Raw genomic sequence first — 18,133 nt, 5'->3', positions numbered from 1 at the left:
AGCGCAACGGCTTTACCCGATCACCTCGTCAGAGCGGTCATCGGTCTCGCCATAGCGTTTGAGCGTGGCGGGGCGCGTGCCCTCGTAGACGCGCGCGAGGTTCGGCGCGATCTTGGCATTCTCGCGTTCGAAGAGGCAATTGCCCTCGAGATCCGAGGCGACGATGAACGGCCCCATCTTCTTGCAACGGATCACCCACATCGCCTGCGCGAGGCCCAATTCGTCGCGCCAATGCACCGCCTCGACCTTCTCGATTCCGCGCCCCAGAAGAGCACCGGTGCCATAGCCCACGGTCGAGAGGTAGATCGCACCATTGGGCACGAAATAGGCCTTGTAGTCCTTCGACGACATGCCGCCCTTGCCGATGATGAGGCGCGCGCCGGTCTTGGCCATCCACTCCGGCAGCCACTTGGCAAAGCGGAAAGAGGCCGTCGCCGTCACCGCGCCCATGTCAAAGCTGCCGTCAGAGCGGATCGCCGCGGCAGGCGAGCAATGGAAATTTGCCGCGCTCTCGCGGGGCAATTCCATCGGGATATTGGCCTGCTCCTCCAGCGCGCGTTTATACACGCCTTCGCGCGCGGTATAGAGCAGCCCGTCGAGATAGACGATATCGCCGAGGCGCAGTTCGGCCAGCGCCTCGGGTGTCGGCGTCGTGCTGAGGCGGATTTCACGGGGTCTGGTCATTCGGCGGCCTCCTGTGCCGTGCCCGGCCACTCGACCGTCTCGCGCCGCTGATAGGGGGTGAACCAGTCGGGATCGGTGCGATATTCCACCCGCCCATCCGCGTAGACACGCGCCACCGCGCGCCGGGACGACAGGCAAAAGGCGTGCACCGACATCTGCATTCCGCCGGTATGGCAATAGCCCACCTCTATATGGCAATCGACGACCATGTTCTTGCCGATAAAGCCCATCGCGCCCATGCCGATGGAATTGCCCAGATCCTTGAATTCCTGCTCCAGCGCGGCGATCCTGGGATCGGGGTTCTCGCTACCCACCACGCGCAGGCAGGCGGCGCGCTTGCCCAGCACCATGCAGGTATCCTTGGAGCCCCCGAGGCCAATGCCGATGATCGCGGGCTGACAGGCAAGGCCGCGTTTGCCAAAGGCCACGAGGCTGTCGAGATAAAACCGCTTGATCCCCTCGATCCCGTCGGAGGGGAACAGCATCCGGTAATCGGTGCCGAAGAGCCCCCCCTTGTGCACGGTGATAAGGTCGATCCACTCGCCCCCCGGCTCATACCCGTATTCGATTTCCGGCGCGCCGATGCCGACGTTGTTATTGTGATCGGTGCGCCAGAGCGGATGCACGCGGTTGGGCCGCAGCGGCACGCCGTCGGTGGCCTGCGCCGTGGCGCGGCGGAGCGCGGCCTCCAATGCCACCGGCCCGCCCTCGATCTGCGTCTCGTTGCCCATCTTCACATACCAGCGCGGACAGCCGGTATCGCCGCACATGGCGCGGCGGTCCTCCTTGGCGGCCTTGTAATTTTCGAGCATGGCTTGCAGCACGAAAGAGGACAGATCGCCATCCTCGGTCTCGGCGGCGTGTTGCAGCCCGGCGAGGTAGTCGTCGGGAATCTCGATCGCCGCCTTGTCCATCAGCGTCTCGGCGGTGCGTTCTATCACGTCGATGGGGATCATTGTGCCACACCCTCTTGCTTATAAAGCTCGCGAGCAACTAACGCCCCAGTTTTGGCCACAAAACTTCTTGACGCGCCAATCAGAGATTCCACGTCGTTGTAATCAACACCGGTGGGAGCATCCTCAACTGTCTTTCCATTACGATGCACACAATCGTGCCGTTTTGGCGCGAGATTTCTAATAGTTGCCAATTCAGTCTTAATATCGATAGCGGCGCTTTCGAATTCTCCAAAAGCTGCTTGGAGAAACATTTTTATGATCGCAGAGTTGTGGAATGACCTAGTTTCAAAGTGCTCGAATATAGCGTCTTGCACAGGGTCGATCTTGTCTTGTATTTCTTTGACGGAGAATTTACGGTTTCTAATACATGGAATTTCTTCCACAACACGTTTCCTAACCGCTTCTTCTTCAAAAACATGTTTTTTCAATATGTTTAAAGAGAATCCTTCTAACACCGACCAACACTGGACAAAGATCATTCGGAGTATGAGTGTGTCTGGCTCCGCATGCCTATTAACATATGCCATTTCCGAGAGTTCTAGCAGTGCATTTTCTGCCTCTTGAACGGCTGAATGCTTGCGCAACCATTCAGATTCTGACTGCACGTAATCTTCATAAGCTTGGATTTGATCAGGATGGTTGCCAGCAGGTGCCCATTCCATCACTCCGTCAGATTCTAGTTCACTTACAACTCGTTCAATTTCTTCGTCGCTCAAAATCCCGTCAAAATGATCATAAAGAACCTCCGATGCATAATACGGCCCACCATAGGGATAAAAATACTCCCCTTCTACCCAAGGCATCTCATTCACTGGATCGTCATGAAACGTACGAAACCAACTAGCTGCAAATTCCCGTTTCTCATCAGAGGACATGTTCTCAATTTCTGACGCTTTGAAATCATTCTTCATTGTGCTGCCACCAGTGTTTCGGGCGCGCCCTCGGGCAGGATCGTCTCGCCCGGACGCACGCGGGTGAATTGGACCGGGTCGCGGCGCACATCCAGCACCTCGCCGGTTTGCGTGACCACGGTGAAATAGGACGCGTCGAGATCGCCCGTCTCGGGGAAATCCTCGCGGTAATGCGCCCCGCGAGAGTTTTCGCGGGCGAGCGCGGCCAGCGTGATCGCCCCAGATATATCACAAAGCGAGCGCAGATTCAGCCAGTCATGCCATGTGAGGTTAAAGGCGAGGTCATCGTCTGCCACGCCCACCTCCATCAACTCGGTTGAGATCCCGGCGATGCGGGTCAACCCCCGCTCCATTCCGGTGGCATTGCGCATCACGCCCACATCCTCCCACATCGCCTCTTGCAGGGCGTGGCGCATCGGCTGCACGAGGCCCGGCTTGCGCGTGAGCGGGTGCAGGGCGCGGCTCACCTCAGCCCTGAGCACCTCGGGGCAGGGATCGCGCAGCGCGCCCATGCCCCGGATATCGCGGCCCATCACATCGCCCGCCACCCCGCCATAAACGGTGGAATTGGCCACACCATTGCCGCCGAGGCGATTGGAGCCATGCGCGCCGCCCGCGTCCTCGCCCGCCACGTAAAGCCCCTCCATCGCCGTGCGGGTATCGGGATCGACCACCACGCCGCCCATGAAGTAATGCGCGGTCGGCACCACCTCGACGAGGCCACCGGCGAGATCAAAGCCGCTGTCGGCGCAGCGCTTGACCATGCCGGGGAATTTCGCGCGCACATGGTCGGGGCCAAGATGCGCCATCGAGATGAACACACCGCCATTTTCTGAGGTGTTGTTCTTGCGCATTTCGGCATAGATCGCACGGCTGACCACGTCGCGGGTGGCGCGCTCGCCCTTTGGGTCATACTCGAACATGAAGCGGTTTTCCGCGCCGTTCAGCAACTGCCCGCCCGCGCCGCGCAAGCCCTCTTCCAGCACCGTGCCGGTCATCCGCGTGTGATCGCCCGCCAAAAGGCCCGTGGGGTGAAACTGCACCATTTCCATATCGCGGAGTTCCAGCCCCGCGCGCAGCGCCATGGCAAGGCCATCCATCGTCTTGTCGCCCGAGGGGGTGTTGTATTTATACATGGTCGGGCCGCCGCCGGTGGCCATCAGCACCGTCTTGGCGCGCACCAGCCGGAACCCGCCCGTGCGCATGTCGATGAAGAGCACACCGGCCAAGGCGCTGCCATCCCGCGTCGGGATCAAGCCGATGGCGCGGTGTTCCTGTAGCTTGTCCACAGGTCGCGCCAGAACCTGCTCCATCAAGCGGCTGATGATCTCGATGCCCGTCAGATCGCCCTTGTGGACGGTGCGGTCGGCGGTCTGCCCGGCAAAGGCCTTTTGATGCAGGGTGCCATCGGGGTTGCGGTCGAAATAGCAGCCGATCTCGTTTTCCAATTCGTGGATGCGCACCACCGCCTGTTCGCAGAGCTTCCACGCCATATCCTGATTGGGCAGCCATTTACCGCCCTGGATCGTGTCCATGAAATGCCGCTCGACCGTGTCACCGCCGCCCAAGGCCACGTTATAGCCGCCCTGCACCATCCGGGTGCAGCCGCATTTGCCAATGAGGCCCTTGACGGCAATGGTGATGCGCGTGCCGGGGGGGGCCGATTGCTGCGCGTGCAGCGCCGCGAAAAGCCCCGCGCCGCCAGTGCCGATGATGAGGATATCGGTATCGTGCCGGTCGATATTGGTCATCAGATCGCCCTCAGGAAAAATGTGGCCGACAGGAACAGCGCCGCGCCGATGGCTAGGGCGGCAAAGCTCTTCTGCCGGTCCGACCACGGCAGGAATTCCAGCGCCAACAGACGCACGCCCCCGCCCATGTGGACGGCGAGCAGGAAGACCAGCCCAAATTCGGCGAGTTTCACCAGCGGCTGCTCGGCGAATGTCAGGAAGCCGTCAAGCGTGGCGGGCGACGCGATAGCCTTTGACAAGAGCCACAGATGCGCGGGCAGAAAGAGCGCCAGCGCCAGCCCCGAAAGGCGGTGAAGCAGGAAGGCGAGCCAGAGCGGATGCGCACGGGGCGGCTGTTTCATAGCAGTGTCACCGCGAGCACGGCACGCGCGCCCAAGGCCAGAAGCCCCGCACCCACGCCCCACATGAGCCAATCGAGCCCCCGCCCCCGCAGCCCACCCCATTCATGCGCGATCACGCGCAACCCGATGGCGGCATGGACCGAGACCGCCACGACAAAGGCCCCGTAGAACAGGAACCACAACAGGCTGCCCTGCGTGCGGCCAAGGATTTCCGCTGTCGAAAGCCCGCCCCTTATCGCGTAAATCATCACCGCGATATGGCCTATCACCAGCGGCACCATCACCAGCGCGCTGAGCCGTTGCGCCATGTAAAGCCTGAGATCAAGCATCGCGCTTGCGCCCCCACGCGGCGCGCACCGTCTCGCGCTTCAGCCCCGCGATGGCGCGCATCGGGTTGAGATCATTGGGGCAATATTGCGCGCAACTGCCCATGGAATGGCAGTTGTGACAGCCGCCCTTGCCCGAGACGGCGGCCAGAATGCCGTCGCGGTCCGCGTCGCGGCTGTCGTTGAGCAGGGTCCACGCCCGTTGCAGCGCGGCGGGGCCGAGGTAATCGGGATTGCCTGTCACGGTATCGCAGGCGGCATAGCAGATGCCACAATTGATGCATTCGATACCTAGGTCGGCCTCGGCGCGGGCGGGTTCCTTCGATGTGACCGGGTCGAACGCGTCATCGCGCCCAGAAGCGGGATGCAACCGCGCCTCTGCCGCGACCCATTTGTCGAAAAACGGGTCCATGTCGGCGGCCAGATCCTTGATGACAGGCAGGTTGCGCAGCGGCGCGATATCAAGCTGGCCACCCTCTGCCACCTTCTTGACATGCGTCCGGCAGGTCCATCGCGGCACGCCGTTGACCATCATCGCGCAAGAGCCGCACATCCCAACCCGGCAGGCAAAGCGGTAGCTGAGCGTCGGATCGGCCATCTGCTGAATCCACGTCACCACGTCGAGAACGGTCTGGTTCTCATAGGCGGGCACGTCGAATGTCTCGTGGCGGATCGCGCCCGTGGTGCCGCGCTGCACGGTGACGGTCAATCTGTCGGGCGTGGTGGTCACGTCGGTCCTCGAAGGTTCGGGATGATGACCACGGTTATATTTAACAGTGCAGCTAACCAAAAGGAATTAATGTTTACCTTTTGTGATAGCCCGGCTTTCAGATTTCCCTGCCCAACCCGCTATCCGCTGCCGATCAGCACCCCGGCGGCAAAGACCAGCGCGCCGCCGAGAACCACCTGAAACGCCGCGCGAAAGAACGGGGTTTCCATGTAGCGGTTCTGAATCCAGGCGATCGCCCAAAGCTCGATGAACACCACAACGAAGGCGATGATCGTCGCAGTCCAGAAATCGGGAATGAGATAGGGCAGGGCATGGCCCAGCCCCCCCACCGTCGTCATCACGCCCGAGGCCACGCCGCGCTTGAGCGGGCTGCCGCGGCCCGAAAGCTCTCCATCGTCGCTTGCGGCCTCGGTAAAGCCCATCGAGATACCCGCGCCGACACTCGCGGCGAGACCGACGAGAAAGGTGGTCCAGGTATCCTGCGTGGCAAAGGCGGTGGCGAAGATGGGCGCGAGGGTGGACACCGATCCATCCATCAGCCCCGCCAGCCCCGGCTGAACCCATGTCAGCACGAATTGGCGCTTGGCGGTGCGGCTCTCGGCCGCGAGCGCATCATCATCGAGATGCTCTTCCTTGAGTGCGCCTGCGCGGGCCTGATGCCCCGCCTCGGCCGCCGCCAGATCCCCCAGAAGCTTGCGCGTGGCGGGATCGCTGCTGCGTTGGGCTGCCTTGAGATAGAAGGCTTCGGCGTCGCGCTCCATCGCCTCGGCCTCGTCGCGGATACGCTCGATCCCGAGGTTTTCCACAAGCCAGACCGGGCGGCGTGCGTAAAACCCGGCCACGTGTTCGCGCCGGATGAGCGGGATGACATCGCCAAAGCGGCGGCTGTGCAGGTCGATCAGGCGCTGCCGGTGGCGGTCTTCCTCGGCGGCCATTCCGTCGAAAATGGCGGCAGTGTCGGGGTAATCGTCGCGCAACATTTCGCCGTAGGAGCGGTAGATGCGCGCGTCGTCCTCCTCTGAAGAGATCGCAAGCGCGAGCACTTGCTGCTCTGACAGGTCGGTAAAGCGGCGGCGGGAGGAGATGGAGGGGATCATGGGCAACTCTATGTTAGAATGGTTCTAATGTATCAAGTGCAGAGGGTAATTCAAGCAAGAAGCAATCGGCAAGAAAACTAAACTGAAGCGTTCACATGGGGCTTGACAAGTAAACCGATCTGTTTAATTACAACTGAACGAAACAGTTCAGATGGGATCGAAACCATGAAACATGTTCTTACCGCCCTTGCCATCATCCTCACGCTTGCCGCCCCGGCGCAGGCCTTCAGCATCACCATGGACAGCCTCACCCCGACGATCACCTATCCCGAGCCGGCCCCGCAACCGGTGACCCAGGGAACGACCGGAATCAACAAGTAACCCTGTCGCGGGCCGCGCCTTGCGGCCCGCGGCCACGCAGATGTGCTTGCGGATGCTGTCCTGCCCCGAATAGACTGACCGGACCTGCCGGGAGGGACACGATGACGGCACAAGCCGCCGAAATCAAGAAGGGCCGCAAGTTCGACCAGGTGCTTGACGGGGCGCGGCGCGTGTTTATGCGCGACGGGTTCGAGGGCGCGAGCGTGGACGAGATCGCGCGCGAGGCGCAGGTCTCCAAGGCGACGCTCTATAGCTATTTCCCCGACAAGCGGCTGCTGTTTTCCGAGGTGGCGCGCCTCGAATGCAACCGGCAAGCCGACGAGGCAATCGACGCCTTTGACCTGAACCAGCCGGTCGAGACGCTCTTGCGCGAGGTCGCGGATCGCATCCTGCGGTTCTATCTTTCGGATTTCGGACAGCAGGTGTTTCGCATCTGCGTGGCGGAATCGCACCGCTTCCCCGAATTGGGGCGCAGGTTCTACGCCTCCGGTCCGGCGCTTGCGCGCGACAGGCTGCGGTTTCTGCTCACCGTTTACATCGAGCGCGGCGCGCTCTGCATCGACGATATAGACCTTGCCGCCGATCAGTTCATCGAGCTGTGCAAGGGCGATCTGTTCATCCGCGCGCTGTGCGGCCTGTGCGATGCGCCCAGCGATGCCGATATCGCGCATGTCACCAACGGCGCGGTGGAGATGTTCCTCGCCCGCTACCGCGCCTGAGCGCCCAGACCGCTGCTACGGTGCTCGGCAAGCCTTGTGCAAACGGTCACAAAAACGTCGCCGAGGTTTCAAGAACCCTACACAGGGTCATTACGCAATCGCCCGAAATTGGCGTCCTCACCGTTCAGTCCGAACCGAAAGGAACAGCCATGTCCAGATTGCTTCGTCCCAGCCGCCGTGCGGTCCTTGCCTCTGGTGCCGCTTTTGCCACCACGCTTGCCATGCCCTCGCTCAGCCGCGCATCGTCGCGCCCGGTCTTTACCCATGGCGTGCAATCGGGCGATGTCGATATGTCCTCGGGCATGATCTGGACGCGCACGGATCGCCCGGCGCGCGTCGCGATGGAGGTCTCGACCACCGAAAGCTTTGCCAACGCCCGCAGTCTTGCGCCGCTCAACGCGCTGCCCGACAGCGATCTGGCGGTCAAGCGGCTGGTCGAGGGCCTGCCCGCCGACCAGGATATCTTTTACCGCTTCGTTGCCAGCGACCTTGCGGATGTAAACGCGGTCAGCGAGCCGATTGTCGGCCATTTCCGCACCGCGCCCGCAGGCCGCCGCTCGATCCGCTTTGCCTGGTCGGGGGATACCGCCGGTCAGGGCTGGGGCATCGACGATGACGGCATGTTCACCTACAGCACGATGGCCAAGCATACCCCCGATTTCTTTCTGCATTCGGGCGACACGATCTATGCCGATGGCGCGATGGTCGATGAGGTCGAAAAAGATGGCGCGATCATCTGGAAGAATACCACGCTGATCGACGAAAAGCGCAAGGTGGCCGAAACGCTCGATGAATTTCGCGGCCAATGGAAATACAATATGATGGATGAGCATGTGCGCGCGCTCAATGCGCAGGTGCCGATGTTCGTGCAATGGGATGATCACGAGGTGATCAACAACTGGTCCGCCTCCAAGGATCTGAGCGAGGATGCGCGCTATAGCGAGAAATCCATTCACGTTCTGGCCGCTCGCTCTGGCCGCGCCTTCCACGAAATGACCCCGATCCGCTTTACCCCCGCCGAGCCGGGCCGCGTCTATCGCAAGATCGCCTATGGGCCGATGCTGGATGTGTTCTTCCTCGATCTGCGCAGCTATCGCGGCCCCAACAGCGAGAACATGCAAGACACGCTGAGCGATGCATCGCGCATCATCGGGGCCGAACAGATGGCCTGGCTGAAGCGCGAACTGGCGCAATCAAGCGCGACATGGAAGGTGATCGCCTCTGACATGCCGCTTGGCCTTGTGGTCGGCGGCGGGCAAGAGGCCTTTGCCAATGGCGACAATGGCCCGGCCCGTGGCCGCGAGCTTGAACTGGCGGAGTTCCTGCGCTTCATCAAGACCGCAGGCATCACCAACACGGTCTGGTTCACCGCCGATGTGCATTACACCGCCGCGCATTACTACAACCCCGAAAAGGCGCAGTTTCAGGATTTCGCCCCGTTCTGGGAATTCGTCTCCGGTCCGCTGCATGCGGGCACGTTCGGGCCGAACGATCTCGATGCCACCTTTGGCCCCGAGGTGAAATTCGTCAAGGGCCCGAGCGCCGAGCAGGGCCAGAACCTGCCGCCGAGCATGGGGCTGCAATTCTTCGGATTGGTCGATATCGACGGCGCCACACAACAGATGACCGTGCGCCTGATGGATCGCGCCGATACCGAGCTTTGGAAAATCACCCTTGATCCGGTGCTGACATCGGCGATCTGATCGGGATTGGGCAATAACAAAGGGCGGTCCTTGCGGGCCGCCCTTTCGTCTTTGTCGCGGGGCTGATCAACCCGGACTCATCCCGCGCAGCCGCTCGGACCGGCGGCGCAGCATCTCGAGCGTTATCAGCAGCACGATGGAAATCCCCACCAGGATCGTCGCCACCGCGAGGATCGTCGGGCTGATCTGCTCGCGCAGGCCGGTGAACATGCGCCACGGCAGGGTCTGTTGATTGGCGGAGCCGACAAAGAGCACCACCACCACCTCGTCAAACGAGGTGATGAAGGCGAAGAGGCCGCCCGAGATCACACCGGGCAGGATAAGCGGCATCTGCACGCGAAAGAATGTCGTCACCGGGTTCGCGCCCATATTGGCCGCCGCGCGCGTAAGCGAGCGGTCAAACCCCACAAGCGTTGCCGTCACGGTGATGATGACAAAGGGAATGCCAAGCGCTGCATGGGCCAGCACCACGCCGAAATAGGTCCCCTGCAAGCCGATGCGGCTGTAGAAGAAATACATCCCCGCCGCCGAGATGATCAGCGGCACGATCATCGGCGAAATCAGGACCGCCATGATCGCGCGGCGGAACGGCACATGTTCCGAGCTCAGGCCAATCGCCGCCAGCGTGCCGAAACTGACCGACAGGAGCGTTGCCACCGGCGCGATGGCCAGCGAATTGCGCAGCGCCTGCTGCCAGCCGTCGGAAGTGAAGAAATCCCGGTAATGCTTGAGGCTATAGCCTGCGGGGTCAAAGCGCAGCATTTCCGGCGTGAAGGTAAAGAAATTCTCGGCGTTGAAGCTGAGCGGCATGACCACCAGGATCGGCGTGATGAGGAACACGAAGATCGCACCGCAGAGCACACGGAACGCATAATGCCAGAGCACCTGCCCGCTCGTTAGGTAGGGCGCGAGGTTGGCGCGATAGCGCCCCTCGCCGATCCAATAGATGAAGAAGGCAAAAAACCAGCCGAAAAGCCCCCCCAGAACAAAGCCCGGCACGCCTGCCAGCATCACGCCCGCCACGGTAGAGAGGGCGATGACGCCCCAGCGCACGGGCTTTTCCACGCCCGGCCCGAGGATCTGCAAGGCGACAAAACCCAGCACCATCAGCACCACGGCCCCGACCGCGATCCCCATCAGGCCGGAGCCATGCGCCGTGCCCACGAACAGGCCCGCACCCCCCCCCGCCGCGCCGATGGTCGGCAGCGCGAATGAGAGCGGTTTCTTCTCGATCGGTGTGAGTGTCATCGCGCTCATGGCTCAGCCCCCCAGCTTTACGTTGTCGATGCCGACAATCTTGTCATAGGCCCAGTAGAGGATCAGCACGACCGCCAGCAGGATAGAGCCGAGCGCCGCCGCCAGACCCCAATTAAGCGAGGTCGAGATATGATAGGCGATCCGGTTCGAGATGAACGTGCCAGTGGTGCCGCCGACGATCTCGGGCGTGATGTAATAGCCGATGGCGAGGATGAAGACGAGGATCGAGCCTGCGCCGATACCCGGCACCGATTGCGGGAAATAGACCCGCCAGAACGCCGTCCAGTTGGTTGCGCCCAGCGATTTCGCCGCGCGCAGATAGGCGGGCGGGATGGTCTGCATCACCGAATACATCGGCAGGATCATGAACGGCAGCAGGATATGCGTCATCGCCACGATGGTGCCGAACTGGTTGTTGATCATCACCAGGCGGCTCTCATCCGCGACAAGGCCGAGCCATACGAGCGTATCGTTGATGACGCCCTGTTGCTGCAACATCACCTTCCACGCGCTGGTGCGCACCAGAAGCGAGGTCCAGAACGGCAGCAGCACGAGGATCATCAGAAGGTTGGCCTTGCGCGCGGGCAGGTTGGCGAGAATCCACGCCACCGGATAGCCCAGCAAGATGCAGCTGAAGGTAATCATCAGCGACATGAACATCGTGCGCTTGAAGAGGATGCCATAGATGCGCTCGTCGTCGCTGCGCAGGGCGATACCTTCGGTGGTCTTTTCCATGTCCACGGCATTGAGGAAATAGCCGGTCGTGTAGGGCGGCGAATAGGTTTTGATGACCTCCCAGTATTCGATCCGGTTCCAGTCCTTGTTGGAGTCGATAAAGGCGGCCTTCATGTCGATCGGGGGCAGTTCTGCCGCCGCAGCCTGGCGTAGCGCATCCGTGCCGGGCCCGTCATAGGCTGCCAGCGCCGCCGCCGTGCCGGAATCCTCCAGATCAACCGCGAGCGCGGCATGGACCGCCTCCCAGGGTTTTTCCTCGGCGATCACATCCTCGTCAATGAAATGGGTGAAGGCGGCAAAGGCCGCGTAGGCCCGCGCGGTATTGGGCAGGATATCGGAAATCGCGGCACCGGGAACAAAGCCCACATCGCCGGAAAATGTCGAGGCCTCAAGTTGCTCCAGCCGCCCGATCTGGTTGGACATAAGGCGCGCGTTGCCCTCGGCACCCGCGCCGCCCGACATCATGTCAAACCAGAATTGCGCGTCATCAAATTGGGGGTTGATCTCCTTGAGCGCGTCCTGAAAGACCTCGCCCATGTCATCCACGTCGCGGCCCGTCGTGCGAAAGAGCGACGACACGCCGCTTTCCTCATAGTTCAGGCGGCTGCCGAGCTTGGTATGTTCCTTGGCCTCGGCGGCGAGGAACAGATCGAAAAACATCGCGCGAAACACCTGCTCGTCAGGCACATCCTCGCCATCCCAGTCGCGCAATTCCTCGACCGTCATCGGCAGCGTGTTGCCGACGATCTGGTTCTCAACCGAGCGGAAAAGCATGTCCGCAATGGGCGCGATAAAGGCGACCATGACGAAAATCAGCAAGGGCGCGATCAGTGCGAGCGCGCGCATCTTCTGGGCGCGCAGGGCGCGTCTGAGGCTGCGCTTCAGCGGCGTGCCGTCGGCGGCAAGCACCGGGCCGGTGTCGGTGGTATCGCTCATGTCATCCCCGTCGGACAAATCTGGTTATTGAACCCTGGGTCTGGTGCCCGGTGGTCAGGTGTCGAAGGGGGCCGCGCGGGCCCCCTCCGGATCGTGTAGCCGCGCTTATTGCGCCAGCCATGCCTGGAACTTGGCGTCCAGATCGTCGCGGTTATCCGCCCACCATTCGTAGTCATAGATATGGGGGTTGGTCGCGTTGGCCGGATCGGTCGGCATATGCGGGGCCATCTCGATGCCCAGTTCCGCATGTTTGCCCACCAGCGGCGCCGAGGAGGCACGCGCCGGGCCGTAAGAGATATAGGCCGCCTGATCGGCAAGACGCTGCGTGTCGGTCGCGAACTTGAGGAAGTGCATGACACGGGCCAGACGGTCCTCGGGCAGACCGGCGGGAACAACCCAGCCGTCAAGGTCGAAGGACTGCATATCCCACATCATGTCGATCGGCTGATCCTGCTCGGCGATGGCCGAAAAGAGACGCCCGTTATAGGTCGAGCCCATGAAGACCTCGCCATCGGCCAGAAGCTGCGGGGTTTCCGCGCCAGCCGACCACCAGACCACCTGATCCTTGATCGTGTCGAGCTTGGCCAATGCGCGCTCAACGCCCTCATCGGTGCCCAGAACGTCATAGAGATCGTCCTTGGCCACGCCGTCGCAGTAAAGCGCCCATTCCATGTTGTCGATCGGGCGCTTTTGCAGCGCACGCTTGCCGGGATAGGTTTCGAGATCGAACACGTCGCACACGCTGTCGGGCGGCTCGGTGCCCTCGGGCACCATGTCGGTGCGATAGCCGAAGGTGGTCGAGTAGACGATCTGCGGCACGAAGCAATCGCTCACGATCAGGTCGCCAAAGTCCTCGCTGGCCGGGGTGCCATCGGGCGCGGCGGCCAGAACCTCGTCGTGATCGAGCTCCATCGCGAGGCCCTCGTCACACAGGCGCATCGCATCCGAGGCCACCGCGTCAACCAGATCCCAGGTCACATTGCCGGCCTCGGTCATGGCGCGCATCTTGGCCACGGCCTCGGCAGAACTTTCGTCCCAGGTGACGCTGACGCCGGGATTGGCGGCCAGGTAGGGCTCTACATAGGCCTTGAGCTGGCTGTCCTGATAGGCACCGCCCCACGATACGAGCGTCATGCTGTCGGCCATGTCCTGTGCGGTTGCAGATACGCCGGCCGCGACGGTCAGGGCCGTTGTCGCCAGCAGGGTTTTCGTGAGTCTCATGAACATACTCCCAGTTTTTGGTCCCGTTTTGGTGAATGGGCCCCGTGTCACGGGTGGAAACATCCGGGGCCTCTCTCAACCCGCGCAGGCGCTCAACGCCCGCGCGAATATCGCTGTCGTCTCATGTCGCGTCGAGCGCGCGGCAATCGTCGGGCAACCAGCCGATCTCGATCTGCTCGCCCGGTTGCAGGCGGCGTTGATCGGGGGCGTTGCGTGTCTTGATGATGAACTCTTCCGATCCCGCCACCCGAAGCCGCGTGCGGAAGATATCGCCCATATAGATGAATTCGAGCACCTCGGCCTTGAGCGTATGGGCGTCGGGGCTGAGCCGCTCGCGGTTGAATTCCACCCGCTCGGGGCGGATCGAAATCAGCGTGCGGTCGCCCGCCTTGTCCACGTTCACCGGCTTGGCATCAATCAGGCCACCATCATCAAGCTGCACGAGGGCAAGCCCGTCCTTGATCTCTTTTACCGTGCCTTCGAGCGTGTTGTTCTCGCCTATGAACTGCGCGACAAAGCTGTTTTGCGGGCTTTCATACAATTCGTCCGGCGGCGCGATCTGCTGGATGCGGCCATCGTTGAACACCGCCACCCGGTCCGACATGGTCAGCGCCTCGGTCTGGTCATGGGTCACGTAAACCGTGGTGATTCCCAGATTATGCGCTAGGTGCGTGATTTCGAACTGCATCTTCTCGCGCAACTGCTTGTCGAGCGCGCCAAGCGGCTCATCCATCAGCACCAGCTCCGGCTCGAACACGAGCGCGCGTGCCAGCGCCGCGCGCTGCTGCTGCCCGCCCGATAGCTGCGCCGGGCGCCGCCCGCCCATCTCACCCATCTCGACCATTTCCAGCGCGCGCTTGACCTTGGCCTCGCGGTCCGACTTGCCGATCTTGCGCACCTCCAGCGGAAAGCTGAGATTCTCGGCGATGGTCATGTGGGGGAACAGTGCATAGTTCTGAAACACCATGCCGATGCCGCGCTTGTGCGGCGGGATGTGGTTGATACTCACCCCGTCGAGCTTGATCTCGCCATGGGTGGCGGTCTCGAAGCCTGCGAGCATCATCAGACATGTCGTCTTGCCAGAGCCAGACGGCCCGAGCATCGTCAGAAACTCGCCCTTGGGCATCGAGAGGTTGAGGTCCTTCACGACAAGCGTTTCGCCGTCGTAACTCTTTTGCACGCGCTCAAAGGCAACGAACGCATCGTTGTTTCCGGTATCGGCCAACGCAGGCTCCCTGTTTTTATGTCGTGGATTTTTCCACGTTAGGCACAGACTAAACGCCAATTTTTCAGTGATGCAAGTAAGCAACGACCCTTTTTCGCAGATTCACGCCGTCAAAGGTCAATTTGACCGCGAGATCGCCAAATTCAGTCGAATGTCCTTTACTCTTTGCCGAAAAAAGGGCCGCCAGAGAGAGGTCAGGCGGCCCGCAGATGTGGGGCTGGGATTATCCGAGGACGGATTTGACCGCCTTGGCGGTCTTGGTCACCACCTCGTCGGCCTCTTCGCGCGTCAGGCAGAAGGGGGGCGCGAAGCCAAGAATATCGCCCTGCGGCATGGCGCGCCCGATCACGTGATCCTCGGCCAGCGCGGCGGCTACCTTCGGCCCGATCTTGTCGGCGGCGTCAAAGAAGGTGCGGCTGTCCTTGTCCTTGACGAATTCCACCGCGCACAGCATCCCCTCGCCGCGCACCTCGCCCACGTTCGGGTGATGCCCGAGCGCCTCGGCCATGGTCCGGTTGAGATAGCCGCCCACCTCGCGGTTGTTGGCGATCAGGTTCAGATCATCGAGCAGCTTGAGGTTGGCCACCCCCGCCGCCGCCCCGATGGGATGGGCCGAATAGGTCCAGCCATGGCCGATGGGGCCATTCTCGTCGGTGCCTTGCTCCAGCACTTTCCACATCTTGTCGCTGACGATGCTGCCCGAAAGCGGCGCATAGGCCGAGGTCAGACCCTTGGCGATGGTGATGAGGTCAGGCTTGAGCCCGTAATGCTCGGAGCCGAACATCGTGCCGAGACGGCCAAAGCCGGTCACCACCTCGTCGGCCACCAGCAGGATGTCGTGCCGGGCCAGAACCTCCTGAATCGCCGCCCAGTATCCGGCGGGCGGCGGCACGATACCCCCGGTGCCCAGCACCGGCTCGCCGATGAAGGCGGCGATGGTATCGGCACCCTCGCGTTCGATCAGCGTCTCAAGCTCCGCCACGCAATGCGCAACGAATTGCTCTTCGGTCTGATCGAGGTTGTCACGGCGGAAATAATACGGGGCCTCGGTATGGACCACCTGCGCCAGCGGCAGATCGAATTTCTGGTGGAACAGGTGCAGCCCCGTAAGCGAACCGGTCATCAGCCCCGAGCCGTGATAGCCGCGCCAGCGCGAGATGATCTTCTTCTTCTCGGGGCGGCCAAGGATGTTGTTGTAATACCAGATCAGCTTGATGTTGGTCTCGTTTGCGTCCGACCCCGACTGCCCGAAATAGACCTTGCTCATGCCCTTGGGCGCGCGGTCCATGATCATCTTCGCGAGCGTGATCGACGCCTCGGTGCCGTGGCCGACATAGGCGTGGTAATAGGCCAGTTCGCGCGCCTGATCGGCGATCGCCTCGGCAATCTCCTGACGCCCGTAACCCACGTTGACGCAGTAAAGCCCGGCAAAGGCATCAAGCAGCCGGTTGCCGTCGCGATCCTCGATATGACAACCGCTTGCGGTGCGGATCACCCGGTTCGGGGCCTCGCCACGCGCGAATTGCGCCAGATGCGTCGAGGGGTGAAAGAAGTTCTCGCGATCCCATTGATCGAGTTGGTCGTTGCGCAGCATCGTCTTTCCTTTCATCGGGGGCTTGGCCCCCAGCTTCATCTTGCCAAAAATATCCAAAGACCTGTCCGTCACGCCCAATCGCGGCAGACGTATTTGATCTCCATGAATTCCTCCATGCCGCGCCGCGCCCCTTCGCGGCCCAGCCCCGATTGCTTGACCCCGCCAAAGGGGATGGGCGCGCCGGTGACCTTGGTGCGGTTGACCGCCACCATGCCGAATTGCAGCGCCCGTGTCATGCGGTAGATGCGGCGCGGGTCGTGGCTGTGCAGATAGGCGATGAGGCCGTATTCGGTGTTGTTCGCCCGGCGCACAACTTCGTCCTCGGTGTCAAAGGGTGTGATCGCCGCCACCGGGCCAAAGGTCTCGTCGCACATGATCGCTGCCTCGTCGGGCACATCGGTCAGCACCGTGGGCTGATAGAAGAGTGGGCCGAGATCGTCGCGCTGCCCGCCACAGGCCAGCTTGGCACCATGCTTGAGCGCATCGGCCACATGCTCTTCCTGCTTGCGCACCGCGCCCTCGTTCATCAGCGGGCCGATATCCGGGTCATCCATCCCGCGCCCGAGGGTCAGCTTTTGCGTCGCCTCGGTGAACCGGCGGCAGAACTCGTCATAGATCGCGCGCTCGACATAGATGCGGTTCGCGCCAAGGCAATCCTGCCCGGAGGTGGCGAACTTGGCCTTGATCGATTCCGTCACCGAGGTTTCCAGATCGGCATTCTTGAACACGATCACCGGCGCATGTCCGCCAAGCTCCATCACCAGTTTCTTCACCGTCCCCGCGCATTGGCGATAGAGCAACTGCCCGATATTGGTCGATCCGGTAAAGCTCAGCGCACGCACGCGGGTGTCTTGGGTCCACGGCTCCACGATCACCGGCGCGCGGCCCGTGACCACGTTGAACACACCCTCCGGGATGCCCGCACGCTCGGCCAGTTCCGCCAGCGCCAGCGCCGAATAGGGCGTCTCGCCCGAGGGATGCGCCACCACGGTGCAGCCCGCCGCCATCGCCGCCGCCGCCTTGCGCGTCAGCATCGCGGCGGGGAAATTCCACGGGGTGATGAGGGCAGCGACGCCCACCGGCTCCAACCACAGCTCGACCTCGGCATCGGGCAGGTGGCTGGTCACACCCTCGATATTGGGGCGCTTGGCCTCCTCGGCGTAATATTCCACGAAGCTCGCCGCATAGTCTATCTCGCCGCGCGCTTCCGAGAGGGGTTTGCCCTGCTCCAGCACCATGATGCGCGCAAGATCCTCCTTATGTTCGATCATCAGGTCGAACCAGCGGCGCAGCAGGGCCGACCGGTCCTGCGGCAGGGTCATCGCCCAGTCGTCGAACGCCGCTTGCGCCGCATCCACCGCCGCGCGCGCCTGATCGGCGCTGAGGCTGGCCACATCGCCAAGCGCCGCGCCATCGGCGGGGTTGCGCACGGCAATCGTGGCGTTGTCGTCCCCCGCCACCCATTTGCCGTTCACATAAGCAAAATTGCGCACAAGGCGCGTGTCGGTGATCCCGTTGCGGGTCCAGATCGCTGAATCAGACATTTGGCCCTCCTTTCACGCAGATAAATATACTGTCTGCACAGAGGTTGGGGCCGAGATTTCTGCTGGTTGCAGATTTTTCATC

The 18,133-nt window shown here is 62.0% G+C and carries 17 protein-coding genes; 3 read left to right on the top strand and 14 right to left on the bottom strand.

Annotated features, from left to right (window positions below; genetic code table 11):
* Positions 1-12: 12 nt before the first annotated feature.
* From ABIE58_RS15765 to mbfA, 8 genes are all read right to left on the bottom strand, one after another.
* The gene (locus ABIE58_RS15765; protein ID WP_354545662.1) at positions 13-684 is read right to left on the bottom strand and encodes a fumarate hydratase C-terminal domain-containing protein; all 672 of its coding nucleotides are present in this window, start codon (positions 682-684) and stop codon (positions 13-15) included.
* Positions 681-1,640, bottom strand: a complete 960-nt coding sequence (locus ABIE58_RS15760; RefSeq protein WP_354545661.1) for a fumarate hydratase — start codon at positions 1,638-1,640, stop codon at positions 681-683. Before ABIE58_RS15760 ends, ABIE58_RS15765 begins: the two co-directional genes overlap by 4 nt.
* Positions 1,637-2,551, bottom strand: a complete 915-nt coding sequence (locus tag ABIE58_RS15755; protein WP_354545660.1) for a hypothetical protein — start codon at positions 2,549-2,551, stop codon at positions 1,637-1,639. Before ABIE58_RS15755 ends, ABIE58_RS15760 begins: the two co-directional genes overlap by 4 nt.
* Positions 2,548-4,302 (bottom strand): L-aspartate oxidase, encoded by a 1,755-nt coding sequence (locus ABIE58_RS15750; RefSeq protein ID WP_354545659.1) that lies wholly within the window; start codon positions 4,300-4,302, stop codon positions 2,548-2,550. The genes ABIE58_RS15755 and ABIE58_RS15750 overlap by 4 nt, the downstream gene beginning before the upstream one ends.
* The gene (gene sdhC / locus ABIE58_RS15745; RefSeq protein ID WP_354545658.1) at positions 4,302-4,643 is read right to left on the bottom strand and encodes a succinate dehydrogenase, cytochrome b556 subunit; all 342 of its coding nucleotides are present in this window, start codon (positions 4,641-4,643) and stop codon (positions 4,302-4,304) included. The genes ABIE58_RS15750 and sdhC overlap by 1 nt, the downstream gene beginning before the upstream one ends.
* The gene (locus ABIE58_RS15740) at positions 4,640-4,972 is read right to left on the bottom strand and encodes a succinate dehydrogenase (protein WP_354545657.1); all 333 of its coding nucleotides are present in this window, start codon (positions 4,970-4,972) and stop codon (positions 4,640-4,642) included. The genes sdhC and ABIE58_RS15740 overlap by 4 nt, the downstream gene beginning before the upstream one ends.
* Positions 4,965-5,699: a succinate dehydrogenase/fumarate reductase iron-sulfur subunit gene (locus ABIE58_RS15735; protein WP_354545656.1), complete on the bottom strand. Its 735-nt coding sequence runs from the start codon at positions 5,697-5,699 to the stop codon at positions 4,965-4,967. Before ABIE58_RS15735 ends, ABIE58_RS15740 begins: the two co-directional genes overlap by 8 nt.
* Positions 5,700-5,818: 119 nt before the next feature.
* Positions 5,819-6,796 (bottom strand): iron exporter MbfA, encoded by a 978-nt coding sequence (gene mbfA / locus ABIE58_RS15730; RefSeq protein ID WP_354545655.1) that lies wholly within the window; start codon positions 6,794-6,796, stop codon positions 5,819-5,821.
* Positions 6,797-6,961: 165 nt separating this feature from the next.
* On the opposite strand from mbfA, the gene ABIE58_RS15725 reads away from it, so the two are divergent.
* The 3 genes from ABIE58_RS15725 (at position 6,962) to ABIE58_RS15715 (ending at position 9,539) form a co-directional block, all read left to right on the top strand.
* A complete protein-coding gene (locus ABIE58_RS15725; RefSeq protein WP_354545654.1) occupies positions 6,962-7,117 on the top strand; it encodes a hypothetical protein in 156 nt (51 codons plus the stop codon).
* 101 nt (positions 7,118-7,218) lie between these two features.
* A complete protein-coding gene (locus ABIE58_RS15720; RefSeq protein WP_354545653.1) occupies positions 7,219-7,836 on the top strand; it encodes a TetR/AcrR family transcriptional regulator in 618 nt (205 codons plus the stop codon).
* A gap of 149 nt (positions 7,837-7,985) precedes the next feature.
* A complete protein-coding gene (locus ABIE58_RS15715; RefSeq protein ID WP_354545652.1) occupies positions 7,986-9,539 on the top strand; it encodes an alkaline phosphatase D family protein in 1,554 nt (517 codons plus the stop codon).
* 66 nt (positions 9,540-9,605) lie between these two features.
* Here ABIE58_RS15715 and ABIE58_RS15710 read toward each other — a convergent pair whose 3' ends face one another.
* The 6 genes from ABIE58_RS15710 to ABIE58_RS15685 all read right to left on the bottom strand — a co-directional run bounded on the left by ABIE58_RS15710 (position 9,606) and on the right by ABIE58_RS15685 (position 18,051).
* Positions 9,606-10,787: an ABC transporter permease gene (locus tag ABIE58_RS15710; protein WP_354545651.1), complete on the bottom strand. Its 1,182-nt coding sequence runs from the start codon at positions 10,785-10,787 to the stop codon at positions 9,606-9,608.
* A 12-nt stretch (positions 10,788-10,799) separates the two neighbouring features.
* Positions 10,800-12,467, bottom strand: a complete 1,668-nt coding sequence (locus ABIE58_RS15705) for an ABC transporter permease (protein ID WP_354545650.1) — start codon at positions 12,465-12,467, stop codon at positions 10,800-10,802.
* A 105-nt stretch (positions 12,468-12,572) separates the two neighbouring features.
* Positions 12,573-13,688 carry an extracellular solute-binding protein gene (locus tag ABIE58_RS15700; protein ID WP_354545649.1) on the bottom strand — a complete coding sequence of 372 codons (1,116 nt, stop codon included), beginning with the start codon at positions 13,686-13,688 and terminating at the stop codon, positions 12,573-12,575.
* 121 nt (positions 13,689-13,809) lie between these two features.
* The gene (locus tag ABIE58_RS15695) at positions 13,810-14,913 is read right to left on the bottom strand and encodes an ABC transporter ATP-binding protein (RefSeq protein WP_354545648.1); all 1,104 of its coding nucleotides are present in this window, start codon (positions 14,911-14,913) and stop codon (positions 13,810-13,812) included.
* Positions 14,914-15,136: 223 nt separating this feature from the next.
* The gene (locus ABIE58_RS15690) at positions 15,137-16,507 is read right to left on the bottom strand and encodes an aspartate aminotransferase family protein (RefSeq protein WP_354545680.1); all 1,371 of its coding nucleotides are present in this window, start codon (positions 16,505-16,507) and stop codon (positions 15,137-15,139) included.
* 68 nt (positions 16,508-16,575) lie between these two features.
* A complete protein-coding gene (locus tag ABIE58_RS15685; RefSeq protein ID WP_354545647.1) occupies positions 16,576-18,051 on the bottom strand; it encodes an NAD-dependent succinate-semialdehyde dehydrogenase in 1,476 nt (491 codons plus the stop codon).
* Positions 18,052-18,133: the final 82 nt, after the last annotated feature.

This window comes from Roseovarius sp. MBR-78, from assembly GCF_040547535.1.
In the GTDB taxonomy this organism is placed as follows: Bacteria; Pseudomonadota; Alphaproteobacteria; order Rhodobacterales; family Rhodobacteraceae; genus Roseovarius.
The sequence above is the reverse complement of the archived record's forward strand: the minus strand, read 5'-3'. Positions and strand labels throughout refer to the sequence as shown.